Here is a 22,557-nt window from a genome sequence, read left to right on the forward strand (position 1 = left end):
AGAAATGAGGGGGCGGGCTACCATTCGTTTATCGCATACAGCATGGCCAGGCGGATGTTTTCCTTATTAAGGTATTTCCTAGGTTATACGGCGATTTACACACGCCCCGCCTTCACGCCGGTAAATCCCCGGACGATACCCGAAGTCGGGACGTGGTGTATGAAAAAATGATTCTTACTGTTTTCCGGCTGTTTTTCCCTCAAAGTATATTCTGTTCTGTTTCACTGCTTCCGAATCGGGTTTGTAGTAGGCGGCCAAATCGTTGTATCTTGCGGCTTCCACGTATTTACCCTGGCGGTCCAGGCAGACGGCCAGTTGGATGGCGGGCACAAACTCGCGGTACTCCGGTTCCACGAAGGCTCCCGGAAGGGGTTCATAGGATGTCTGCATGGCCTGACGGTACCAGTACTCCGACTGCTTGTAACGTCCTGCATCCAGGAAGTGTTTTCCGATGTCACAGCAAATCTGGGGCCTGGGGACATCGAGGGAAAAAGTATGGAAAAGTTTTTTAAGAGCTTCCTCCCCCCTTCCCAGGCCATAAAGGCACAGGGCGCAGAACCGGCAGGCGTCCACCAGATTTTCAAGCCAAGCCTCTCCTTCCCCGTTTTCCAGAAACTGCTCGAATACTCCGGCCGCGTCCTCATTTCTCCCATGGTAATACAGCTCCCGTCCATAGTAGAATTGGTGGCGCGGCTCCAGCTCCTCCCCTTCCTCTATCATTTTTTCGTAGATTTTCAGGTTTCTGTCACTATATTCTTTCTTTATAGAATGATGCTCTATCATTGCATCGGAGTAAATGACTTTTCCCCTGACCGTGATCGCCTCATGCACACGGCCGCTCCAAAGATATCCGTCCTCTCTCCTGAGAAGTCGTTCCCGGTCAAATAAAAACGCCGGTTTTCCCCTGTCGTCAAAAGCAGTTACATACTTCATCATGACAGCGGAATCTGCCGGCGTCAGTTGTTTCTTCAGTTCATTTATTTTCTTTTGTTCGCTCTCCTGAATCACATCATCCGCATCCAGCCACATGCAGTAATCCATGGATGCTTTTGAAAACGCAAAATTCCTTGCGGATGCGAAGTCGTCCTTCCATTCGTAATCATAAATCTGATCGGTGTATTTTGATGCTATCTCCTTTGTACTGTCGCTTGATCCCGTATCTACGATGATAATCTCGTCTGCTATCTCCTTTGCACAGTCGAGGCAGCGTCCCAGCACCTTCTCCTCATTCTTTACTATCATACAGAGACTGACTGTTGCCATGACAGTCCTCCGGTTCTTTCTTTACTCTACTTTATGATGCAGGAACGGATCTGATGTTACCGTTCATACAGGATGTGTTTCCCTGCGTGATTTCACCTTTTTTTGCGGAAATCCCGGGGCATGTTTTATCCCAGCGCCACGTCCAGAATCATCATAATCACAAAACCGGCCGCGAATCCGATGGTTCCCATGTTGGAATGTTCCCCCTCGGCCGATTCCGGTATCAGTTCCTCCACCACAACGTAAATCATGGCTCCTGCTGCAAACGCCAGCAGATAAGGAAGCACCGGCACAATGAAACGGTACATAGCGATGGTCAGGACCGCTCCCACCGGTTCTACAATCCCCGACAGCATTCCAAGGAAAAATGCCTTTCCACGGCTGCTGCCACCCTCGGATTTGAGGGGCAGCGAAATGATCGCCCCCTCCGGGAAGTTCTGTATCGCAATACCGATGGACAGAGCCATGGCGCCCGCCATCGTGATGCCGCTGTTCTCGGCCAGCAGTCCGGCAAATACCACGCCGACCGCCATTCCCTCCGGTATATTGTGAAGCGTCACCGCGAGCACCAGCATCGTCGTCTTTTTCAGACTGCTCTTTGTGCCCTCCGGTTCATCGCTGTTCAAATGCAGATGGGGAATCAGTTTATCCATCAGAAGCAGAAATACGATTCCGAACAGGAAACCGACCGCCGACGGAATAAATGCCAGTTTTCCCATCCCTTCCGACAGATCCATGGCCGGTATTAAAAGCGACCACACCGAGGCGGCAACCATAACGCCGGAGGCAAATCCCAGCAGTGTTTTCTGTATAACGGGTTTTATCTGATCTTTTAAAAAGAACACGCAGGCCGCCCCCGCCGTAGTGCCGATAAAAGGGATCAGTATTCCAGTAAGTATATTCATCTGTTTATCCTCCTATAATTTTATGCTGCCGTTCTCCCCGGCTATAAGCAGAACAGTAACTAATTTATCACTATGCAGGACTCCCATAGTTATCTTTTGTAATCCGGACATTTCTGTATTTAAAGCCATTATAGCAGATAATGATAACGTTTACTAGTATTATTTTTCTCAACAGGCACCAAAAGTCCTCCGTTACTGTTCACATGGATGTATCCCGCAAGACATTTTCTCGCGTGCCACCCAGAAAAAAAAGCCCCGTGGTTTATGTCTCCCGCGGGGCTTTTACATATTTTTTATGAAATTCCGGAGGTTCCGGTCCTCTTTTATTCGGTATCGAGTCCGTCGTCCTCCTCATCCTGTTCAAAGCTGATAAACTCCCTGGAGGAAACTTTCTTTCTCTGTCTCTCCTCCTCCACAAGACTTGATAACTGCTCCTTGACATCGGAACTGTTCTTCACATTGATCAGTTCAAAGTTCCCGAGGCTTGAATCACTGGAAACAATACGGATGGTTCCCAGGCCGAACATCCGCTGCAGCAGGCTTCTCTCAAGCCCCAAATCCTTTATGCGGTAGAGGCGCACCTCATCCTCCCTCAGATTAAAAATACCTCTTTTTATAAAAAGTCTGTCCTCGGACATGCTGTATACGGTAAATGTCCAGGGTAAACCGCACCAGAGTCTCTTTCTGTCAGACCATAAAATTTCTTTTTCCATTTTTCTCACCTTTCATGCTGTTTCCTGCCGCCGATTGCCCGAATCCGGCTTTGGAGGCCGCAGTTCTCTATTCTCTATTCTCTATTCTATTGGTTATAGCTTTCCGTATGATTTACTTCTTCGTTATGCTCCACTGCTTTTAATTTTCTCATCAGGGCATAAATCTCTTCTTTTTCTTCAACTCTGATAAAAGCAGCCGTTATAAGAAACAGGGATGGACCGGAAACGGCCTCACAGACCATCTGGAATAACGGCTGTCCGTCCTCCTCTTCCTCATTCCAGCCGATGCGGACCCGTCCGCCGGGAATATCAAATTCCTCCATATCCCGTTCAAGGCTGCGCTCGGAAAATTCCGCCTTTCCCTCTCTCCTTTTAAAACCGCTGACGCGCCACACGGGCTCATCCGTTCCCGGATTCCACCACATGCTGCAGCCTTCCCTGTCTTCATACTCCTCCCACTCATACAGGCAGTTCCCGGGCAGAGTAATACGCAGATCACCGAAGGCATGCGTCACCGTCCCTTTGCGGTATCCGATTGGAAAGTCCGTCTCCATCTCCTCTGCATCGTCCCCGATGACAGGTTTTCTACCGGCCAGGCCGCAGATTTCACGGTAGGAAGACAGGGGCAGGGGAATGCTGGGATCCAGTTCGGCCGCTCTTTCAAGACAGTCGAGAATCCTTTCATTACACGCCCTGTCCTCTTCACTTCTTTCGGATGGGACGAAGTAACAGTCTTCCCACAGGAAATGAATGGCGCAGTTGCGGTAATACAGGGCGTCTTTTTCCTCCGTATCCCATATAAAAAATCGTTCTGCCAGCCAGCCGATGCCATGCACCTCCACCTGTTCCGTCATTTTCTTTACATCAAAACGGCCCATCGGCGTGATAACGCTGCCCTTTATCTCTTCCGGCTGATACTGCTCCAAGTCCCAGCAGAGGCAGAAATTGCTGTACTCACCGCCGCGCTCCGCGCAGTGTCTTTTCAGCGCATTGAGCCAGGGATAAAAATGTTCTCTCTTCATGCGCCCGAAATCACGGTGTCCATAGTACTCCGTATCATCCGACACCTCCAGGTTTTTAAGCGCTTTTTTCTCCAGTTCATCCAGAAAACGGACCGCCGCCGCATGGAATCCGGCTCCCGACGGTGTGGAACAGCATTCGCCCGAGATAAGCCACCGGCCCATCATGCCGCTTTCTTTCTTCCACTCCACCGTCAGTTCTCCCATGGGACAGAACGAAACTCTCAGCCAGCCATCGTTCACTGCCAGCCCATATCCGCTGTTCTCGGCCAGTTCCTTTATCTCATTGATAAGAAGCTCTTTTTTTCCCGCCCTGGCAGTAAAGGTCAGTCCAATACTCATCTTCCGTCCCCCTTCCTGCTCAGGCCCACTCCGCTCACATCCCTCCGGAATGAGTGGAATGCCGCTTCCATCTTTCGTCTGCTGAATACGGCCGCCGCTGCATCTAAAACCTGCCGTAAATCCCAGGCCACAAAATCCAGGTATCCATATTCCGTACCCGTAGCGCCTCCGGTGAATGTCACGGCATCCCCTGCTTTGTCCGCAATCTCTTTCTCTATGCTGTCCCGCAGGGCCAGGGCTTTGCTCCGCTCATTTTTCTCTAAGGGATAGAAGAAAAATCCAGGAACCGCTCCGTCCTGATGGAAATCTTCCATAATTCTGTCGTCACCGCTGAAATAACCACTTACCACTTCGGGGCAGGTAGTGACTCCTGCAAAGATGTCTTCCCTCAGGAACCATTCCTCTTTCTCACTTGGCTCCATCGTGTAACACGTATACCAGCCGCACAGCTCCTCGGCCGTGACGTCGCCCCGGCCGTCTATGTACTCCTTCAGATGATCCAGCCGGATTGGATCGCCTTCTTCTGGTTCCCCGATTAAATCCAGATATCCGATATAGCGGACTGCTGGTATTTCTCCAATTGCCTGATCCAGAAGAATCGCCATCATCGAATACGCCTGGTTTTCATTTTCCTTTAAAAGCGGAAGCAGTTTTTCACAGAAAATGGAAAGTCCTATCTGCTTATCATCCAGTTCCTCGATCCAGACCAGCGCGTCCTCCGTGCTGACTCCCTGCCCGTACATTCTCAGTTCAAAGCCCTTTGACGGCTGTCTTCCAATCCCGATATTCCAGTTCTCAAATAATTTTTCCGGCGCATGTTCTTTAAAATAAACGAGCTTAATAAGGCGTGACCGTTCTCCATCCGGCGTCAGGAACAGTTCGCATTTTTCTCCGTTAAATCCCATCTCAAAGCAGATATTTTCAAAAGCCGGGGAAAGCAGCTCGGCGCACATACCGGCCACTTTCTCTCCATGTTCCCTGCGCTTCATCATCTCACGAAGTTTGGCTTCCCCTTCAAGAAACGAATCCCAGCCCTCCTTCACTCGCTGACGGAAGGGTTTCATGGAGATGGGAATTGTAAGGTTCCGCTCACATTCTTCAATAAAGTTTATCGTATCCGCATCATTCGGGCAAGCCTCCAAAGCCTTTTCAAAGTAGTATTTGGCCTTCTTATCCCGGTTTAAGTAGTAGCATGCATAGCCCATGCGGAAATTCCATCTGTGATCCGCGCCGAGTTCTTCCTCGACCGATTCCAGCAGGCGGACCGCCTTCTTAAAAAGTCCGCTGTCTCCCTCACCGGCCAGGTTATTGCAGGCACAGGCCAGCTCACTGATCAGGACCGGGGTCTGCTCTTTCTCGGGAAGAGCCTCTATAAAGTCTATAATTTTCTGATATTCTTCATTTTGATTCCATTCATTAAGCTGGCGTAAAAAAGTCTGATCCATGTTATGCGGCCTCCGTATCCGCTGGGTTTCGTTGATGCGGCAATATGAGTTCATTATACTGAATCAGGGGGGATTTTTCAAGAGGGGCGCTGTTTTAGCCGGCGGACAAGGTAAGGTGTGTGTTATTGTTCGCAGCACAGCCGCTTTTAGCTGGGGTGTGAACAGTAACAAAGGTGTTGGTGCGCCCGCTGCATAAAGGAAAGCCCTCCCGGTTTGTCGAATGTTACCGAACTTTATCAAATAATGTAAAACATTCCTGACAGACTTCATGCTATACTATCGTTATAAGACAAGCGCGCGCCTTAAAAAAGATACATGAAAAAGAGGTTTGACAGTGAAAATACGGAACCAACTACAGGTAATTATGGACAAGAGAAATTTGACTTACCGACAACTTGAACGAATGACCGGCATATCGCATACGACGCTTAACAAGATTGCGATCGGGGACACTTCTCCAACCCAGAATACGATGATATCAATTGCTAAAGGGTTGCGTATGGATGTGACCGAAATATTTGATTTAAACTATTAAAGAGATACGAATGAAAACAGATTTTATAAAAGTGATCTTCCTTATGATACCAATGATGGCAAGATAACTGTGTCAATGAATCAACAGTCCCGGCAATACTCTGTACCCTTTACCCAGTCCCGCCTGATACAGTTTCCCCCCTTTGAGCGCTAATCAGGTAATCGGGCAAGCCCGGATACGTATGGCGTATTGCACTTTGAGGCATAGCCAAAATTGGCTATGCCGTTTAAATTTAAGGCGGTAAGCTGAGCACATTTTCTTTTCCTCTCAGGGCTTCCGGGCAAGCTCTAAATCAATTGTATCAAATAGGGTGATTTGGCCGCCCGAATGCTGAATGGCCTGTTCTATTTCAGAAAAGAATTTTCTTCTTTTCTGTTCTTCAATCGCAATATGGTCGGAATACGTGCCGAGAAGGGCAGTGTATTCTTCTGCCGTAAAAACCCTTGTCCTGTGATAGAGCCGACAGCTTATATCGTCAAATCCATATTTTCGCGCCGTCTCCGCAAGCCTCCAGGCATCTTCCTCCCGGTACTTGTCAGGGCTTAAGGAACCAGGCATGTATACTGAATAGATTTGTTGGAGCGTTTCCCCGAGTCCTCCCCTGCCTTTCTCTATGTATGGATGGTTGGCAAACCGGGCGAAGGCACCGCCGCTTCTCAGTATATCATAGACCTTCTCATATCCCGTCTCTTCCGGGATCCAGTGAAATGCGGATGCGCAGTATACAAGATCGCAGGAATTACTTTCACACTTAAATTCTTCAAATTTAGACGTTACCACCGAAAATTCAGGAAATTCCCTGAATTTAAGACGGCACAGCTCCGCCAAATTCCCGCCGCATTCCACAGCGGTCACTTTGCATCCTTTCATCAGCACCGGCAAGGTCGCCTGCCCTCCGCCAATTCCAATTTCCACAACACGGCTCGACCGTTCGACTGGAATGTACTGCCAGATATCCTCATACAACTCCGGAATGTATCCCGGACGCATTTTTTCATACTTTTCGGCTTCCGAATCAAATGTCCATTGAAGCCCGCTGCTTAACTCCATGACTCTCCCCCTAGACTTTCAACATCCTGTACCCCACCCCGATATGCGTCTGAATATACTGGGGATTGGACGGATCCGCCTCAATCTTCTTTCTCAGAGTCGCCATAAAAACTCTCAGCGATGCCACATCGTTATCCCAGGCGCTTCCCCATATTTCTTTTGTAATATAGGTATGCGTCAGAACCTTGCCCACATTTTTCGCCAGCAGGCAGAGCAGCTTATATTCAATCGGAGTCAGATGAAGCTCCTCCTTTTTCAGGGTAACGGTTCCCGCCGCATAATTAATTTCCATGTCACCGTTTGTGAAGACAGAAACCGGCGCCGAACCGTTTCCCGCGTCGTTCAGCCTGCGGAAGGTGACGCGCAGACGGGCCAGCAGCTCTTCCACGGAAAACGGCTTTGTCAGATAGTCGTCCGCTCCCGCGTCCAGGGCATCAATTTTATCCGTATCCTCGCTTCTGGCGCTGAGCACGATGATGGGCGTCCTGGCCCAGGAACGAATCTTGTGTATAATATCAATCCCATCCATATCGGGAAGTCCCAAATCCAGCAAAACCACGTCGGGATTATAGGAAACCGCCTCGGTTATGGCCGTCTCCCCCGTCGCAGCGGTCCGAAACCGGTACTTATGGGTCTCCAGCGTTGTGGTGATGAGATTTCTGACGGCAGCATCGTCTTCCACTACCAAAATTAACGGTTTATTCATGCAGGGTTACCTCCTCAAGTGGTAAAGTAAATGTAAAGACAGCTCCATGGGGCACATTGTCCGTGACCGTAATCGTCCCTCCGTGCGCCGTAATAATTGATTTGCAGAGAGCCAGGCCGAGGCCAAGGCTGCGTCGGCTGTCGGCCACCCTGGTTCCCGCGGTGTAAAACATATCAAAGATATGTTCTTTAACCTCTCCTGAGATGCCGTCTCCCGTATCCGCCACGGTCACGACCGCGGCTTCACCCACTTTCTTTGTTTCGACCGTGACCTGCGAACCGCGGGGCGTATATTTGATGGCATTGTCCACCAGATTGATAATCACCTGCATAATCAGCCTCGCATCCGCCCTCACAAGCAGGAGGGAATCATCCGATACGACCCGGATATTGTGTTCGCTCCGCCTCCGGTCCGTATGGCGCAGGGCCTCCGCAATAATCTCATCGAGAAGCTCTGCCGTCAGCCGCAGTTTCATTGTCCCGTCCTCGATTCTTGTAACCGACAGCAGGTTTTCCACCAGATTAATCAGCCAGAGGGAATCGTCATAGATATCCTCGTAGAGCCTGAGCCGTTTTTCCCTGTCAATGCAGTCCTCACTGGAAAGCAGAATTCCCGCATTTCCGGATATCGAGGTCAGGGGCGTCCTCAGATCATGGGAAATGGAGCGCAGCAGATTAGCCCGAAGCTGTTCATTCTTTGCCATCAGCGCGGCGGCCTCCCTCTCCTTTGACACTTTATCATTCTTAAGCGCCAGGGCACATTCCCCCAGGATTGAAAGCATGATACTGTTCTCAAACGCGTCGAGGGGTTCCCCGTCTATTGCGATTCCCACGACTCCGAATATCTCCTGCAACATCCGCACGGACAGATAGAGGCACCTGGCACTGCCCAGTGTTCCGGTTGTCGCGCCCGCACGCTTATTATTGTGGAAAACCCAGGCGGCCACTGCCCGCTCATTTTCATCGGTATAGGCTGACAGAGAGGTTTCACTGTGGACGGCAAAGAGCTGCGGGTCGGCCAGACCACCATTCCGGATTCTATAGAACAGAATATCCCGGTCCAGCAGCTTTGTCAACTGGTTGCATGTCACGGAAATCATCCCGGTCAGATCTTTTTCATTGCCGAGCGCCCGGTTTGTGTCAAACAGCACCTTGGTCCTGTAAGCCGTCTCGGCAGCCTGGCGCGCCTGACGCTGAATCTTTACCGCCAGGGAACTGGTCAGAAATGCCGCTATAAACATAATCGGAAAGGTGGCAAGATACTTCGGATCATAGGCGTTAAGTGTAAACCTGGGCGCCGTGAACAGAAAGTTAAAAAGCAGGACGCTGATCACGGAGCTTATCAAACTGTACAGGCGGTGTGATGTGACAACCGCGGTCACCAGCACGCCGAGAATATAGATGGTTATAATATTGGCCTCGCTGAACTGAAGCAGATCAAACAGATAACTGACTGCCGTAGCGGCCGCCAGCACCAGGAGGCTCTTTGCAAACTCCCCCATGGAAAACTTCTGCTTCTTTGAAAAATGATGCCTCGCCCGGTAAGACAGGGCAATCTGATCCGGAATAATATAGATGTCCAGATTAGGGGCCATCCTGGTAATTCTCTCGGTCAGCGGCGGCGGCCCCAGTAAAAAGCTGCGGCGCGTGCTGCTTCTGCCGAGTACAATTTTCGATACGCCGGACAGGCGGGCAAATTCGGATATCTGAAAAGCGATGTCCTCCCCGTATACAGTTTCAATCGCCGCCCCGAGCTGCTCCGCAAGGCGGGCGTTCTGCCTGAGCCTCTCCTTATTTTCATCGGAGGAGGATGCAAAATCCGGCGTTTCCACGAACACGGCCGTGAAACTTCCCTTAAACGCCGCCGCCATCCTGGCCGCGGTGCGGATAATTTTCGCATTCGTCGGCGAACCCGACAGGCATACCAGGATATGCTCGTCGGCAAGGCTCCGGTTCACCCTCCCGCCCGCCTGCTCCGACATCCGGTTGACACGGTCCGCGCATCTGCGCAGCGCAATTTCCCTCAGGGCAACGAGATTTTCCACCGAAAAGAAATTTCCCAGCGCCTTTTCGGCCTGCTCTTTCCGGTAAATCTTGCCATCCTTCAGGCGTTCAATCAGTTCCCCCGGCTCAATATCCACAAGCTCCACCTGCTCCGCATTGTCAAATACAGAATCCGGGATTCTCTCCCTTACCGTAATACCCGTGATGGAGGCGACGAGGTCATTGAGGCTCTCAATATGCTGGACATTGATTGTCGTATAGACGTCGATGCCGTTATTGAGCAGTTCTCTCACATCCTGGTACCGCTTCCGGTGGCGGCAGCCCTCCGCATTGGTATGCGCCAGCTCATCCACCAGAATCAGCTGCGGTTTTCTCGCTATGGCCGCGTCCAGGTCAAACTCCTGCAGCGTAATACCGCCGTGACGGATTTCTCTGGCGGGCAGAAGCTCCAGCCCGTTTAGCAGCCGGGCGGTCTGAGGGCGGGCATGTGGTTCCACGTAACCGGCCGCCACATCAATGCCGCGCCGCTTCGCCTCATGGGCGGCCTGTAACATCGCATATGTTTTGCCCACCCCTGCTGCATATCCAAAAAATATTTTCAGGCAGCCTCTGCTCTTTGCCTCTTCTTCATTCTTAATTCGGCGTAAAAACTCCTCGGGGCTGCTTCTAGTCTCTTCCATAAAATCACCTCTGTCTGTGAGCGTATACCGTAACGGTTTCTTTCCATTCAATTTTTCATCCTAATCGGTTACAGTATATCAGACTATTTTTAAAAGACGTATAAGGAAATAAGCGGATGGTATTAAGATTGCATTAAGATTTACTCCCCTCGCCGCAGCTTCAGCAACTATGTACCTCTGCGCGGCATACGCATCTTCGCGGAGCGTTTTTTGATACATAGGACGTAATTTCCTATTTATCAAAAAATCCCTCCGGGGATCCTATATCCACCGGAGGGATTCATTCTCTCTCGCCGTCCCTTCCTCCGCTCTCCTTACTTCTGCTGAACCTGTCCGAAGGAACTTCCATACTTTTTATATACATAGATGTCAAAAATAATCATGCAGGTCCATCCTAATGTCGTTCCTACGGCAACCGATTTCAAACCGATATCCGCAATCAGGCTGTAGGTCAGTATAATCCGGATCGGCATCTGGATTAGGGTACCCATAAGCGTAAATTTCAACTTTCCGATGCCCCTGAAATATCCCTGGAAACTGTATGTGATACCCGCCATAAAATAAAAACAGGCCATCGGGCGCAGATAGGCAAGACCGATTGCAATGGCATTCGTCTCGCTGGGTTTCAGGAAAATCTCAAACAGCGGCCGTCCGGCAAACAGAATGGCAAATGTGACAAAAACCGTATAGGTGACGGCTATCACCATTGTAATCTTAAATGCCTTCGGAATGCGGTCGTATTTCCTGCCGCCCTTGTTCTGGGCCGAAAAAGTGGTTACCGACGAAGCAAAACTGCTCCCGGGCGCCAGCACATAGCTGTCTATGATGGATGCTGCGTTAAAGGCTGCAATGGCATCCACTCCCAGGGTATTGACCCCCGACTGAACCAGTAAGCGGCCAAGATAAAGCATGGTCTGCTGAAGCGCCGAAACCGAGCTGTAATTCACGGTGCTTTTCAAAAGCGGGAGATCAATCCGTATTTCCGAAGGTTTCAGGCACAGGGCAGGCACTTTCCTGTAGATATAAATAAGCAGCACCGCCGATGAAACCGCCTCCGAAATCACGGTGGCATAGGCCGCCCCCAGAACTCCCATCTGAAGGTTCCTGACAAAATAGACATCCAGTAAAATATTAATTGCTGTGCTGAATATCAAAACATAGAGCGAAGTTTTCGAATCCCCGGTCGCCCGAAGGGCCGCCGCCAGGATATTATAAAGAAACGTAAAGATAAGTCCACCGGAAATCACCCTCAGATACCTTGCCGCCAAAGCGGAAATTTCCACCGGAGTCCGCGTGAGCCGTATGAAAAAATCACTTCCGGCGAAAAACAGCACCGTCAGTACAACGGTCAGAATCAGTCCGGCGCCAAGTGAGGTTGACAGCTCTTCCCTGAGCCTCTTATAATTCTTAGCGCCAAAATACTCCGCCATCAATATAGAAGCTCCCATCGTGATTCCGGCAATCATAAAAATCAGAATATTCATAATCGGCCCGGCCGCCCCAATCGCCGCCAGCGCCTCTTTCCCCTTAAACTGCCCCACCACAACGGAATCCACCGTGTGATAAAGCTGCTGTAACAAATCACTGAATATAAGCGGCACCGAATACAGTAACAGGTGTTTCGTAATATTCCCTTCCGTCATATCCCGAGTCATCGCAAGACCTTCTTTCCCATTCGAATGCGATGACAATTATATCCTCCGCCGCACCGTGTGTCAATTAGATATCATCGAAAAGAAATAGGTCATAAACAGAATGGAAATTCACATCGGCCCTGCCCTTATTTTCCCATCCTCTCCGCTATTTCCAGATTACACCCCAGCACGTTTACTTTCTCCTCTCCGAATATCCCCAGGACCTTTTCCTCGGTGTTGTTTTCGATAATCTGATACAGCTCTTCCTCCGAAAGGCCCGATGCTTTCGAAACCGCTCCCACCTGCACCTTTGCGCCCTGGACCGTAATGTGGGGATCCAGACCGGACCCGGAGGCCGTCAAGAGGTCTGCGGGAATGTCCTCCTGTCCGACACCGGGATGGGACTCCATAAACGTTTCCAGATCCGCCTCCACCCGTGTTTTTAAATCGGGATTGGAATTTCCATAGTTGAACGACCCGGAGGCAACTCCGCCGTAGCTTTTGTCCTCCTTTTCCTCTGTTGTGTAACAGTTATAGCCGACGGAAGAAATACGGCCGTGAAAAAACCAGGGTTCTTCAAACTGCTGCCCCACATACTTTGAGCCGACCGTGCGCTCCTCACCGCCGATGACGGCCTTAATCAGGCTGCCGTTTGCCTGAACCGGGAACATGGCCTGGCCTGCCAGGGTCAGGGCCGCCGGATAAACAACCGTGCAGAGCGCCCCCAGTACGATTGTACATACCACCGCTTTTCTTAAATAGGTAAAAAATAATTTCATATTTGTCTCCTCCTGTTATAATCCGTTACTGTTCACACCGCATTGCGCTGTGAACAATAACTATAATCCCAATATGGCAAGCAGCGGAGCCACTATCATATCAATCAGCTTGATACCGATAAACGGCACCGCCACGCCTCCGATTCCATAGATACCCATGTTCTTCAGAAGCATTTTCTCCGAGCGCATCGGTTTATATTTCACGCCCCGCATCGCGATGGGAATCAGCCCCGGAATGACGATGGCATTAAAGATAAGAGCCGATAGGATGGCGCTGTAAGGCGTTGTCAGCTTCATGATGTTCAGCATATTCATCTGGGGAATCACAAGCTGGAACATGGCCGGAATGATGGCAAAATACTTGGCAATGTCGTTCGCAATTGAAAATGTGGTAAGCGAGCCCCGGGTAATCAGAAGCTGTTTTCCAATCTCCACCACCTCCAGAATCTTGGTCGGATCGGAATCCAGGTCCACCATGTTGGCCGCCTCTTTGGCCGCCTGGGTGCCGGAGTTCATGGCAATTCCCACATCCGCCTGGGCCAGGGCCGGCGCGTCATTGGTGCCGTCTCCCGTCATTGCCACAATTTTACCCTGGGCCTGTTCTTTTTTGATCTCGGTAATCTTGTCTTCCGGCTTACACTCCGCGATAAAACCGTCCACTCCGGCCTCCCTTGCGATTGTCGCCGCCGTCAGCGGATTATCACCGGTACACATAATCGTTTTGATTCCAATCTCCCTGAGTCTGGCAAACCGCTCCACCAGCCCCGGCTTCACTGTGTCTTTCAAATAAATCACTCCGTAAATCCGGTTGTCCACGCAGACCGTCAGAGGCGTACCTCCCAGTTTCGATATACTCTCCACGATTCCACCCAGATCCGGCGGCACCGCGCCTCCCCTGTCTGTTACAAACTCCCTGACGGCCTCGCCCGCTCCCTTTCTCAGTTTCACGCCGTTCTCTAAATCCACGCCCGACATTTTCGTCTGGGCGGTAAATTCGATGAAGTTCATCTTTTCACCGTTATTTTTGTCCGTCTTAGCACCCATCTTCCGCCCCAGTTCCACGATGGATTTCCCCTCCGGCGTATCGTCCTCCAGGGAGGCCAGAACGGAGAAGTCCATCAGTTCCTGTTTGGAAACACCCGAGACCGGGTAGAAATCGGCTGCAAGCCTGTTTCCAAAGGTGATTGTTCCCGTTTTATCAAGAATCATCGTGTCCACGTCGCCGCAGGCCTCCACCGCCTTGCCCGACATGGCAATGACGTTAAAACGCGTCACACGGTCCATACCCGCAATGCCGATGGCCGACAAAAGGCCGCCGATCGTGGTGGGAATCAGACACACCATCAGTGCAATCAAGGTAGCCACCGGAATGTGGACCCCAGAGTAAACGGCGAAAGGATAGAGGGCCACGATGACAAACAGGAAAATGATTGTAAGACCGACTAAAAGTGTATTGAGAGCCATCTCATTCGGCGTTTTCTGCCTGGACGCCCCTTCTACCAGGGAAATCATCTTATCCAGAAAGGACTCTCCCGGCTCCGCAGCAATCCTTATTTTAAGCCAGTCCGAAACCACGGTCGTGCCGCCGGTAACGGAAGAAAAATCCCCTCCCGATTCGCGGGTGACGGGGGCCGACTCACCGGTTATCGCCGATTCATCCACCGAGGCAATCCCCTCTATCACTTCGCCGTCGTTGGGGATCAGTTCGTTCATCCTCACCATCACCACATCGCCCTTTTTAAGCTCCGAGGCAGAAACATTCCTCTCGGAACCGTCCGGCAGAATGAGGTGGGCGGTGGTGTCCTTCTTTGTCTTTTTAAGCGTTTCCGCCTGGGCCTTACCGCGCCCCTCGGCCACCGATTCCGCAAAGTTGGCAAATAATACGGTGATGAAAAGAATCAGCGTTACGAATACGTTGTAAATTCGGAGCGTTCCCGCGGAAAGTCCTCCGGAATGAGCCACATCCCCGAAGAGGTTGGGCATAAAACACAGTAAAAGCGTTATGAGAAATCCCGTTTCCACCACAAACATGACCGGGTTTTTCATCATATACCTGGGATCCAGCTTTTGAAATGCTCCTGCGACCGAGCTTTTTAATATCTCTTTTGTAATGAATTTTGTAGTCTGCTGTTTTACTTTCGACATCAAATCCTGCCTCCTAATCTAAGTTCCTGTGTATGACAATGTATGAAATTTACATGAGTCCCGGAAACCATATTGTCAGATGCTCCGCAATGGGGCCCAGCGCAAGCGCCGGGAAGAATGTAAGCGCCGCAAATATATACACGATAAATACGAGAATCATTGTAAATACCGCATTATCCGTCCTGAGCGTCCCGACCGTTTCGTTGACTCTGCGTTTTGCAAGGATACTTCCGGCAATTGCAAGCTGCAGGATGATTGCCGGAAATCGGCCAAAATACATCGCAAGCCCTGTCGTAACATTCCAGAAAACGGAATTGTCCGAAAGTCCCTCAAACCCGGAACCGTTATTCGCCGCCGAGGAGCTGTACTCGTAAAGCACCTGGGACAGTCCGTGAAATCCCGGATTGGTGATCCCCGCCAGTCCTCCCGCCGTCGATACGGCCAAAGCCGAAAAACCGAGAATCAGGAGCGGATGGATAATGAGGCAGACCGCCACCAGTTTCATTTCCCTTCCTTCAATCTTCTTACCCAGATATTCCGGCGTGCGTCCTATCATCAGTCCGCAGATAAAGACCGCTAATATCACGTACATCACCATGTTCATCAGGCCCACCCCCTTGCCTCCGAACACACAGTTTAACATCATATGTAACAGGGGCACCAGGCCGCCCAACGGTGTCAGGCTGTCGTGCATATTGTTGACCGTACCGGTGGTAAACGAGGTCGTCGTCGTGGTAAACAGGGCCGACTGGGCTATGCCGAACCGCACCTCTTTTCCCTCGTAGGAGCCGAGGCTCTGATCGAGGCCCACACTTTGAAGCACCGGGTTACCGGCCAGTTCCGCCCTGTAGCAGAGCGTAAGCCCGATGACGAAGATGATTGCCATAGCGGCGAAAACCGTCCTTCCCTGGCTTCCAAAGAAAATCTTTTTCCCATCATTTTTCCGTCTGTCCGCAATCATATTTCCAAAGGCAATGACGCAGGCTCCCGGCAGGATCATCATGGAGTAAAGCTCACAGAGATTGGTGATAATCGTCGGATTTTCGAGCGGCGTCGATGAATTGGCGCCCAGGAAACCGCCTCCGTTCGTCCCAACATGTTTGATAGATTCAAGGGCCGCGATGGGACCGGTGGCGATATCCTGCCATTTGCCTTCCAGCGTCTGCACCGTAAAATTGGACTGGAAATTCTGCGGCGTTCCCTGCCAGATTAAGAGCATTCCCACGATAAATGAGATGGGAATTAAAATTCTCGTTGTATTTCTTACCATATCCTCATAGAAATTGCCCATCGGCCTTCCCGACATGCCCCGGCAGAAGGCCATGCATGCCGCGTAACCCGTGGCCGCCGACGTAAACATCATAAAGACAATCACGGCCATCTGGCTTAAATAAGACAGACCGGATTCCCCGGAATAATGCTGCAGGTTCGTATTGGTCATAAATGATATGATCGTGTTGTAGGACAGTGTCGCCTCCATCCCGTCTATCCCGTTCGGATTCAGGAACAGAATTCCCTGGAGCCTTAATATCAGATAGCCGGCCGCTATCATGACCGCATTTGTCATGAGCAGGTTAAGCGCATAGACCTGCCAGCTCATTTCTTCCCTGCCAAGCCCGCAGATCCTGTAAATCAGGTTGTCAACTCTGTCAAAAACGGGATCTGCAAACGTCCTCTGCTTTGTCGCAACATGGTACAGGTAAATTCCAACCGGAACCACAAGCGCCATATATAGGAGCAGTGTCATTATTATCTGAAACATTTTCATTTCCTCCTGTCACACTTCCGTATTAAAGTTTTTCGGGATATACGAGCGCATAAACCAGATATGCGGCAATCCCCGCGATAATCAATCCTAAAAATACCATATCATTTTCTCCTTTTTTTACTTTGGACCGTTTTATTCCCGTCCTGTTCCACCTGTGAACCGCACCAGTCGATGAACCGTTTCATAAGAAAACAACTTCCTAAAATGATGCCTGCCATACAGAGATCCATCATATCTCTTCCTCCTTTTGCTGCCGGTACGGCAATCACGGATTCCGCACCGGATTGATAGTTCAGATTCTAGCATCTGCTTTATAAAAATAGTGTTAGTCCGAATGCGGTTCACATTAAGATTCTATAAATGTGCTTATGTCCATCCGAGCAGCAGGGCGGCCGGTATCATCACAGCCGATGTCACGGCAAAAACCGTAACCAGGATAAAAAGCGGAATTCCAATCAGCGCCCCGGCGGCAAACAGGCAGGGATGCAAACGGGCGGACCTCATAACCGCGTCGTCCAATCTAAGTCCAATATTTTGAAATATGCGAATCATACATACCATAATCCATTCCTCCTTACACCTTGATCCTATCACCCGTTCTGTTAAATCTGTAAAAATGAATCGGAGATGAAAATTAAGATATTATAAATAGAATACGGCGTTTATGGTAACCGATTTCTTTACCAATGTTGTATCCGTCCTTTTTGTTTTGTATAATGGTTAATGAACGTTAACAATAAGAGGGGTTCATACCTTTGCTCTGCACGGAGCAAAAAGACCTGCTGCCCATCAGGCGGATGAAATGGAGTGTGATTATGGAATGTGAGGAAAGACTTAATAAAATAGTAGAAGGTTTCCGAAAATGCAGAAATGCCTTTACTGCGATCGGAGACGAGACAAGGCAGTTGATTTTGCTTGTACTGCTGGAGAGTGACCTGTCGGGCATCCGGGTGGGTGAAATTGCACAAAAAACGCATTTAACCAGACCTTCCGTCTCCCACCATCTTCAGATTCTGAAAGAGGCGGGAATTGTCGCAATGCGTAGGGAAGGAACAAAAAACTATTATTATATGAGTGTGGATGAGACGCAATGGAAAGATATTGCCGATTTAGTCAACCTAATCTATGGCAGTGTTAAGCTTACCAGTTCACAATTATAAATTCAGAATAAGGAGGACGTCACTATGATTCTATATTTTTCAGGAACTGGCAACAGCGAATATGCGGCAAAGAGAATTGCTGAAAAAACAGAGGATGAGGTTTTAAATCTGTTTGAGAAAATTAGAAACCGGGATTTTTCAATGGAGCACACGGAAATGAACCACACGGACAGTCCATGGGTGATTGTAGTCCCTACCTATGCGTGGAGAATCCCCCGCATCGTTCAGGAATGGCTGGAAAAGACGAAACTGCCCGGCAGCAGAGCGGTTTATTTTGTAATGACCTGTGGGGGGAATGTCGGAAATGCGGGAAAATATCTCAGGGAACTGTGCCGTTCCATAAAAATGGATTACCGGGGATGCTTTCAAATCGTCATGCCAGAAAATTACATTGCAATGTTCTCCTCTCCTTCCAAAGAAGAGGCATTGGAAATCATCCGCCGGGCGGAAGGGGAAATTGACCGGGCGGCGGCCTTTGTCAAGAGCGGGAGGACGTTCCCTCAGCTTCCCCTGACGGTGAAGGATAAGATGAACAGCGGAATTGTCAATGATCTGTTTTATCCGATGTTTGTCCACGCCAAAAAGTTCTATTCCACAGATACTTGTATTTCCTGCGGGAAATGTGCGGCCGTCTGTCCGTTGACCAACATCCGGCTGGAAAACGGCAGGCCCGTATGGGGAAATAACTGCACACATTGCATGGCCTGTATCTGCCGCTGCCCTGCCGAAGCGATTGAGTACGGAAAACACAGCATCGGACTTACGCGGTACACCTGCCCCAAATAAGAAGAAATGACAAAATGCAAAAAAAGTCCCTCCACACAAACGGCTTACAAAAAACTGTTTGTGCGGAGAGGACTTTTTTCTTCTCCATTTATAGTCTCAAAATTCCAACTGCAGCCGCCAGCACCATAACGAGTATGTTCGTGACCGTCATAATCGGAACGCCTTTCTTTACAATGCCGTCCACTTCCGTCTCCAGCAGAGGCGCAGCCACATAAATCGACGCATTGACAGGCGTTACACCGGTCGCCAGCGCAAGGTTGCACACGTAGGGCGCGATAATTTCGATCGGCGTATATCCAAACTGGGCCCCGATAAAAATCAGGAGCGGATACATCGCGTTGTACAACTGATACGGCACAAACCGGATCACCGGAACACTCACGGCCAGAAGGACAATAAACGCATATTTTGCCGTTCCTCCCGGGAAAATGCCCACGATTAACTGGGCAAAGGACTCGACCATTCCCGTCTGGGCAAACACCGCAATATAGACGGAGATGGAAAGGAGCATCAGAATGATATTAAATATCATGGTTCCCGTCCTGTTCCACATATCGGCAAAGGTTTTCGGATAATTCAAAAGGGCGGTAATGCAGGACACAATAAGAAAAACAAAGTAGGCCGGTATCTTAAAGACGGCCAGAGCCACAATGACGGCAATAAAAACTGCCAGGTTGATCCAGAACAGCTTCGGTCTGGCGTTTTCCTTTCCTTTATTCTCCTCTTTTGCACCGCTTTCATCCATTCCCTGTCCGGGGAGCCCAAGCGTCCCCACTTCTTTCTTATGCAGCCAGGCGAAATAGACCCACTGGGCGATAATAACCGGGATAAAGCACAGCGCCCACGGAATGGAGGCCGAAGCCAGCTCAAGCGTATCGCACTCCGCCATCATAGCCGACATCGCAATCCCGACGCCCCACGGAATAAAACACATGGCGGCCAGCGCCGTCTGAACCAGGATAAACGCATGGACCCGGTTGAACTTGTATTTCTTATAAAGAGGCATCATAATCGGAAAGGTGACAAGGTAGCAGGTGCTGATATTGGCCGTCAGCATCCCCACAGCCGCAATTACGGTGGTCAGAATCATGATGATAACGACATTCATCCTGGAACCGATGAGTCCGGTAATGCTTCCCACAATCCGGTCAAACATGCCGGTCTCAGTCAGCATGGAAAAATACAGCAGGCCGAATATAAGCATATAACCGGAGGAGCGCATTGTCGTTGCAAACTGCTCCACCACCATCGTGCTGATCTCAACGGGACTGTATCCGAGAACCAGGGCAACCGCCACCGGCACGAGAAACAGAGTAAAATTCATTGGAATGACTTTCGTCAGGATTAGAACAATGACCGCGGCCATCATCGTGATGGCCATTATATTCAAAATACTCACGAAATCATGCCGAATTCCCTGCGGAACGAGCTGCTGATATATTCATGAACCAGATCCGTGAACGGGTGGTGCACCGTCAGAAATCCGTGCCCCATCCTCGGAGCCACGAAAATCTCACACGGTACCCCTGTTTTGAAAAGTTTTCCTGCATATTCCCTGGCATCGTCCCGGAACGCGTCATACTCTCCCGCTACGATGCAGTGCGGCCCCAGGCCGTGCAGATCCGGACACTCTCCCGGAAATGCGTAGTAGGACGGCCTCTGCCCATTGTATCCTCCCAGATAGAGAGCCTCCGGGCACTCCGCCTTATTCTCCGACTGCATTACAATCTGGGGAAGCTGCTGGAAGGAGGTGTCTCCGGTCAGGCTCAGCGCCAGCTGCGGACAGACCAGAACCGTAAGCGCCGCTCTCGGCCCGCTTTTATCCCTCAGATATAGCGCCAGGCCGCCCGCCATATTTCCGCCTGCGCTTGTCCCGTGCACCCCGATCCGCTCCGGATCTCCGCCAATTTCTTCGCCATGCTCATAAAGCCACATAAATGCCGTATGGCAGTCCATCAGAGGTTTCGGGAAATAGACCTCCTTTGTCGTCAGCCTGTATTCGACACTCACCACAATGGCCGGAGTCCTCCATGCCAGTTCAATACAGCGGCCGTTGTCAATGTCCAGATTTCCCCCGACCCATCCGCCGCCGTGGATGTCCATAATCATAGGCGCCTTTGCAGGAAGGCCGGCCGGTTTATAGATGCGGAGCCTCAGCTCCGTTCCCTCCTCGGTTCCCGGTATCGTGCGGTCCTCCATGGTCATCCCCTCCGGCACCTCATAGTTCATCATGTCTTCTATCTGTGCCTTCTTTGCCCTCATTGTTTCCTCTGAGCCGTCTTTGTAATAAGATCTCAAATGATTCTCGTAACCTGGATATGGTGTCAGTTTCATATCGCTTCCTCCCTGAAATAGTTTGATTGAGTTGATTTTATATGTAAAAGTTACTCTCAGCTCAATACTTTCAGGGTGTGCGATTCATACATGTTTTGATTGGATTCATGCAGAATTTTCATCAATGAGCCGTTTTTTCCCTTTTTTTCTTCCTATTTATCCGGCTTATGTTTCCAATTTTCAAAAATATGCCCCTTATTTTGCCTCTTATCCGTTTCCATCCAAGCCCTTTCACAACTCCGGGCATCCAACCTGAGAGCTGCTCACAGGTTGAGCAGGACAGGCCCAATGAACCGGCCTCTTATTTTAACGGCACCACAATCTTAAAATAGTGCCAGTCATTACCGTCCCCGCCGCGCGTGATCTTGATTCTGAATGCATATACGGAATCCGGAAAGTTGGGGGCATATTCATGGAATATCATTCGAATATCCTCCGCCATCGCCCCATTTGAGACATAATGCCCCGTATACCGCCTGTAGGCGATGAACACCTTTTTAGGGGAAAGGGAAATAAATTCCGGGTGCTCTTCGAACACCGGCTGTTTCTCCATAAAGCTCAGGCTCTGTCCCCATGAATACTTCTTTTCCCCACCCTCCATATATTCTCTGTCAAGAGTCACAACCGCAGTTGTCTCCGGGGCATAGTCCATAATATTTAAGGCGTCCGTGGCCAGGTTCTCCCCCGTAAACAGCAGATTCTCCGTCTGCATCCTGCAGTAGATGATCCGATGGAACGGCTCAATATACCATTCTCCCAGCTCCTCCTCCGCGCGCCTGCATTCCTCCGCATACTCCTTAAGAAAACTGCGAATTCCTGTCAGCTTTGAAAGCTCTTCCTCCACCGCGTGGAGCCGTTCCATAAGCATTTCGTCAAGGAGGCTGCTGTCTGCTGTTTTTCTCAGGACATCCAGTTCCTTCAGCGAAAATCCCATACTGCGGTATCGGATACATTCGGCCAGATCCGTACAGATATTTAGATGATATCTCCGGTAATTGGATTTTTCATCACGTTCTGGAGCCAGAATTCCTATCTTTTCATAGTATTTGATCGTGTGGGGAGAAACTCCCATAAAGCGCGCCAGGCTTCCGATGTTTTTTTCGTCCATAAAATTCTCCTCTGTATAGTTGAAAAACGGCTGTGAACCGTAACCGTTTTCCCCTCTCAATTGTATTTTTTGTCGTACAATCCCTCAAAAAATCGCACTTTTGCTTTAAAGCATTAAATTTTAGCAGTTTAAAGTAAAAAACTCTTGACAGAAGTCCGTAATGCTCTTATACTGTAACAAAA

20 protein-coding genes are annotated in these 22,557 nt (G+C 50.0%); 3 read left to right on the top strand and 17 right to left on the bottom strand.

What is annotated here, in order from left to right; genetic code table 11:
- Positions 1-174: 174 nt before the first annotated feature.
- From V3C10_13570 to V3C10_13590, 5 genes are all read right to left on the bottom strand, one after another.
- Positions 175-1,263 carry a glycosyltransferase family 2 protein gene (locus tag V3C10_13570; GenBank protein WVP60345.1) on the bottom strand — a complete coding sequence of 363 codons (1,089 nt, stop codon included), beginning with the start codon at positions 1,261-1,263 and terminating at the stop codon, positions 175-177.
- A gap of 125 nt (positions 1,264-1,388) precedes the next feature.
- A complete protein-coding gene (locus V3C10_13575) occupies positions 1,389-2,168 on the bottom strand; it encodes a ZIP family metal transporter (protein ID WVP60346.1) in 780 nt (259 codons plus the stop codon).
- A 323-nt stretch (positions 2,169-2,491) separates the two neighbouring features.
- Positions 2,492-2,881, bottom strand: a complete 390-nt coding sequence (locus tag V3C10_13580; protein WVP60347.1) for a PH domain-containing protein — start codon at positions 2,879-2,881, stop codon at positions 2,492-2,494.
- 86 nt (positions 2,882-2,967) lie between these two features.
- Complete coding sequence (locus V3C10_13585; GenBank protein ID WVP60348.1) at positions 2,968-4,242, bottom strand: hypothetical protein; 1,275 nt, start codon at positions 4,240-4,242, stop codon at positions 2,968-2,970.
- Positions 4,239-5,687, bottom strand: coding sequence for a tetratricopeptide repeat protein (locus V3C10_13590; protein WVP60349.1), 1,449 nt, complete (start codon positions 5,685-5,687; stop codon positions 4,239-4,241). The genes V3C10_13585 and V3C10_13590 overlap by 4 nt, the downstream gene beginning before the upstream one ends.
- A 364-nt stretch (positions 5,688-6,051) precedes the next feature.
- Between V3C10_13590 and V3C10_13595 the strand changes: the two genes are divergently transcribed.
- Entirely contained in the window at positions 6,052-6,222 is a 171-nt protein-coding gene (locus V3C10_13595) for a helix-turn-helix transcriptional regulator (GenBank protein ID WVP64629.1), read from the top strand.
- 267 nt (positions 6,223-6,489) lie between these two features.
- Here V3C10_13595 and V3C10_13600 read toward each other — a convergent pair whose 3' ends face one another.
- From V3C10_13600 to V3C10_13640, 9 genes are all read right to left on the bottom strand, one after another.
- Positions 6,490-7,272: a class I SAM-dependent methyltransferase gene (locus V3C10_13600; protein ID WVP60350.1), complete on the bottom strand. Its 783-nt coding sequence runs from the start codon at positions 7,270-7,272 to the stop codon at positions 6,490-6,492.
- Between the two features lie 10 nt (positions 7,273-7,282).
- Complete coding sequence (locus tag V3C10_13605; GenBank protein ID WVP60351.1) at positions 7,283-7,978, bottom strand: response regulator transcription factor; 696 nt, start codon at positions 7,976-7,978, stop codon at positions 7,283-7,285.
- Positions 7,971-10,661 carry a sensor histidine kinase KdpD gene (locus V3C10_13610; GenBank protein ID WVP60352.1) on the bottom strand — a complete coding sequence of 897 codons (2,691 nt, stop codon included), beginning with the start codon at positions 10,659-10,661 and terminating at the stop codon, positions 7,971-7,973. Before V3C10_13610 ends, V3C10_13605 begins: the two co-directional genes overlap by 8 nt.
- A gap of 314 nt (positions 10,662-10,975) precedes the next feature.
- A complete protein-coding gene (locus tag V3C10_13615; GenBank protein ID WVP60353.1) occupies positions 10,976-12,316 on the bottom strand; it encodes an MATE family efflux transporter in 1,341 nt (446 codons plus the stop codon).
- A gap of 125 nt (positions 12,317-12,441) precedes the next feature.
- A complete protein-coding gene (kdpC, locus tag V3C10_13620; protein ID WVP60354.1) occupies positions 12,442-13,074 on the bottom strand; it encodes a K(+)-transporting ATPase subunit C in 633 nt (210 codons plus the stop codon).
- Between the two features lie 60 nt (positions 13,075-13,134).
- Positions 13,135-15,219, bottom strand: a complete 2,085-nt coding sequence (gene kdpB, locus V3C10_13625; protein ID WVP60355.1) for a potassium-transporting ATPase subunit KdpB — start codon at positions 15,217-15,219, stop codon at positions 13,135-13,137.
- 49 nt (positions 15,220-15,268) lie between these two features.
- A complete protein-coding gene (kdpA, locus tag V3C10_13630; GenBank protein ID WVP60356.1) occupies positions 15,269-16,981 on the bottom strand; it encodes a potassium-transporting ATPase subunit KdpA in 1,713 nt (570 codons plus the stop codon).
- Positions 16,982-17,088: 107 nt separating this feature from the next.
- Positions 17,089-17,220 (bottom strand): hypothetical protein, encoded by a 132-nt coding sequence (locus V3C10_13635; GenBank protein ID WVP60357.1) that lies wholly within the window; start codon positions 17,218-17,220, stop codon positions 17,089-17,091.
- Between the two features lie 133 nt (positions 17,221-17,353).
- Positions 17,354-17,548, bottom strand: coding sequence for a hypothetical protein (locus V3C10_13640; protein ID WVP60358.1), 195 nt, complete (start codon positions 17,546-17,548; stop codon positions 17,354-17,356).
- A gap of 248 nt (positions 17,549-17,796) precedes the next feature.
- On the opposite strand from V3C10_13640, the gene V3C10_13645 reads away from it, so the two are divergent.
- Together V3C10_13645 and V3C10_13650 are read left to right on the top strand one after the other, a co-directional pair.
- Positions 17,797-18,147, top strand: a complete 351-nt coding sequence (locus V3C10_13645) for a metalloregulator ArsR/SmtB family transcription factor (protein ID WVP64630.1) — start codon at positions 17,797-17,799, stop codon at positions 18,145-18,147.
- Positions 18,148-18,171: 24 nt separating this feature from the next.
- Positions 18,172-18,933 carry an EFR1 family ferrodoxin gene (locus V3C10_13650; protein WVP60359.1) on the top strand — a complete coding sequence of 254 codons (762 nt, stop codon included), beginning with the start codon at positions 18,172-18,174 and terminating at the stop codon, positions 18,931-18,933.
- Between the two features lie 88 nt (positions 18,934-19,021).
- Here the strand turns inward: V3C10_13650 and V3C10_13655 are convergent, their stop codons facing one another.
- The 3 genes from V3C10_13655 to V3C10_13665 form a co-directional block, all read right to left on the bottom strand.
- Entirely contained in the window at positions 19,022-20,332 is a 1,311-nt protein-coding gene (locus V3C10_13655) for an SLC13 family permease (GenBank protein ID WVP60360.1), read from the bottom strand.
- Positions 20,329-21,267 carry an alpha/beta hydrolase gene (locus V3C10_13660; protein WVP60361.1) on the bottom strand — a complete coding sequence of 313 codons (939 nt, stop codon included), beginning with the start codon at positions 21,265-21,267 and terminating at the stop codon, positions 20,329-20,331. The genes V3C10_13655 and V3C10_13660 overlap by 4 nt, the downstream gene beginning before the upstream one ends.
- Positions 21,268-21,568: 301 nt before the next feature.
- Positions 21,569-22,375, bottom strand: a complete 807-nt coding sequence (locus tag V3C10_13665) for a MerR family transcriptional regulator (protein WVP60362.1) — start codon at positions 22,373-22,375, stop codon at positions 21,569-21,571.
- Positions 22,376-22,557: the final 182 nt, after the last annotated feature.

It is taken from the genome of [Clostridium] symbiosum (assembly GCA_036419695.1).
Classification (GTDB): domain Bacteria; phylum Bacillota; class Clostridia; order Lachnospirales; family Lachnospiraceae; genus Otoolea; species Otoolea symbiosa_A.

Excerpts from the sequence above, each read along its gene's own strand:
- V3C10_13570 (WVP60345.1), bottom strand. The coding sequence starts at position 1,263 with ATGGCAACAGTCAGTCTCTGTATGATAGTAAAGAATGAGGAGAAGGTG.
- V3C10_13575 (WVP60346.1), bottom strand. The coding sequence starts at position 2,168 with ATGAATATACTTACTGGAATACTGATCCCTTTTATCGGCACTACGGCG.
- V3C10_13580 (WVP60347.1), bottom strand. The coding sequence starts at position 2,881 with ATGGAAAAAGAAATTTTATGGTCTGACAGAAAGAGACTCTGGTGCGGT.
- V3C10_13585 (WVP60348.1), bottom strand. The coding sequence starts at position 4,242 with ATGAGTATTGGACTGACCTTTACTGCCAGGGCGGGAAAAAAAGAGCTT.
- V3C10_13590 (WVP60349.1), bottom strand. The coding sequence starts at position 5,687 with ATGGATCAGACTTTTTTACGCCAGCTTAATGAATGGAATCAAAATGAA.
- V3C10_13595 (WVP64629.1), top strand. The coding sequence starts at position 6,052 with ATGGACAAGAGAAATTTGACTTACCGACAACTTGAACGAATGACCGGC.
- V3C10_13600 (WVP60350.1), bottom strand. The coding sequence starts at position 7,272 with ATGGAGTTAAGCAGCGGGCTTCAATGGACATTTGATTCGGAAGCCGAA.
- V3C10_13605 (WVP60351.1), bottom strand. The coding sequence starts at position 7,978 with ATGAATAAACCGTTAATTTTGGTAGTGGAAGACGATGCTGCCGTCAGA.
- V3C10_13610 (WVP60352.1), bottom strand. The coding sequence starts at position 10,661 with ATGGAAGAGACTAGAAGCAGCCCCGAGGAGTTTTTACGCCGAATTAAG.
- V3C10_13615 (WVP60353.1), bottom strand. The coding sequence starts at position 12,316 with ATGACTCGGGATATGACGGAAGGGAATATTACGAAACACCTGTTACTG.
- kdpC (WVP60354.1), bottom strand. The coding sequence starts at position 13,074 with ATGAAATTATTTTTTACCTATTTAAGAAAAGCGGTGGTATGTACAATC.
- kdpB (WVP60355.1), bottom strand. The coding sequence starts at position 15,219 with ATGTCGAAAGTAAAACAGCAGACTACAAAATTCATTACAAAAGAGATA.
- kdpA (WVP60356.1), bottom strand. The coding sequence starts at position 16,981 with ATGTTTCAGATAATAATGACACTGCTCCTATATATGGCGCTTGTGGTT.
- V3C10_13635 (WVP60357.1), bottom strand. The coding sequence starts at position 17,220 with ATGATGGATCTCTGTATGGCAGGCATCATTTTAGGAAGTTGTTTTCTT.
- V3C10_13640 (WVP60358.1), bottom strand. The coding sequence starts at position 17,548 with ATGGTATGTATGATTCGCATATTTCAAAATATTGGACTTAGATTGGAC.
- V3C10_13650 (WVP60359.1), top strand. The coding sequence starts at position 18,172 with ATGATTCTATATTTTTCAGGAACTGGCAACAGCGAATATGCGGCAAAG.
- V3C10_13660 (WVP60361.1), bottom strand. The coding sequence starts at position 21,267 with ATGAAACTGACACCATATCCAGGTTACGAGAATCATTTGAGATCTTAT.
- V3C10_13665 (WVP60362.1), bottom strand. The coding sequence starts at position 22,375 with ATGGACGAAAAAAACATCGGAAGCCTGGCGCGCTTTATGGGAGTTTCT.